The sequence below is a fragment of the Vibrio variabilis genome (genome assembly GCF_003263785.1).
GTDB lineage: Bacteria > Pseudomonadota > Gammaproteobacteria > Enterobacterales > Vibrionaceae > Vibrio > Vibrio variabilis.
Map to the genome: position 1 here is coordinate 1 of NZ_JYJK01000119.1, position 1,280 is coordinate 1,280.

The window sequence follows — 1,280 nt, forward strand, 5'->3', positions numbered from 1 at the left end:
CAACAACGGCAATGTGGTTGCCGGTGTGCCAGGCGCGCTGAGTAATCAGCCGCCAGCCGATGCGTCGATCCCGACCGATGTGGCGCAAATGAAAGATGGCTCTGTGATGGGGCAAGGTTCGGTACACAAAGAAGCCACGCGCAACTTTGAACTCGATACCACCATCAGTCATGAGCGCAAGCAAACTGGAGTGGTTAACCGCCAAACGGTTGCGGTTGCGATTAAAAACCGCGCGAAAGTCAACCCTGACACCGGTGAAGTGACTTACGAGCCGCGCTCTGAAAGTGAGCTAGCGGCGCTGCGTCAAATACTTGTGGGCGCAGTAGGCTTTAATGAAAATCGAGGCGACTTATTGAATGTTCTTAGTATGACCTTCGAAGAGCCAGCCGCTGAGCTTCTGCCTGATGTGCCAATTTGGGAACATCCAAACTTCAATGATTGGATACGCTGGTTCGCGAGTGCACTGGTGATCGTGGTTGTTGTGATGGTGCTTATCCGTCCAGCGATGAAGAAACTGCTCAACCCAGCAGCGGCTGAAGAAGACGAGCAGCTATATGGCCCCGACGGTCTGCCGCTCGGCGCGGATGGTGAAACCAGCTTGATTGGCACCGATATCGACGGCAGTGAGCTGTTTGAATTTAGCTCCGGCATTGATTTGCCAAACCTACATAAAGATGAAGATGTGTTGAAAGCGGTGCGTGCACTGGTGGCTAACGAACCTGAACTGGCTGCGCAAGTAGTGAAAAACTGGATGGCTGAAAACTAATGGCAAACGATATTGTAGCGGCCAACGGTGGCCAAATAGCAGAGACTAGCGTCGATATTGCCTCTATTGGCGGCGATGAAAAGGCAGCGATTTTGCTGCTGAGTCTGAATGAGTCTGACGCGGCGAGTATTATTCGCCACCTTGAGCCTAAGCAGGTTCAACGTGTGGGTAGTGCAATGGCGAAAGCAACCGACCTAAGCCAAGATAAAGTCGGCGTGGTTCACCGCGCTTTTTTGGAAGACATTCAGAAATACACCAACATCGGTATGGGCAGCGAAGACTTTATGCGCAATGCGCTGGTGGCTGCTCTTGGTGAAGACAAAGCCAACAACCTGGTTGACCAAATCTTGCTGGGTACTGGTTCAAAAGGTCTCGATTCATTGAAGTGGATGGATCCACGCCAAGTGGCAAGTATCATCCACAACGAACACCCACAGATCCAAACCATTGTGCTTTCTTATTTAGAGGCAGACCAATCCGCCGAAATCTTGTCACAGTTCCCTGAACGTGTTCG

At 51.4% G+C, this 1,280-nt stretch carries 1 protein-coding gene and 1 pseudogene; both read left to right on the forward strand.

Going from position 1 to position 1,280, the window contains the following annotated elements; genetic code table 11:
• Positions 1–766: flagellar M-ring protein FliF C-terminal domain-containing protein (locus tag TZ48_RS20030; RefSeq protein WP_275426469.1), on the forward strand; the 766-nt coding region annotated here is incomplete at its 5' end.
• Positions 766–1,280: pseudogene (locus TZ48_RS20035) on the forward strand (flagellar motor switch protein FliG); the annotation flags it as partial. The gene TZ48_RS20030 and the pseudogene TZ48_RS20035, both read left to right, overlap by 1 nt.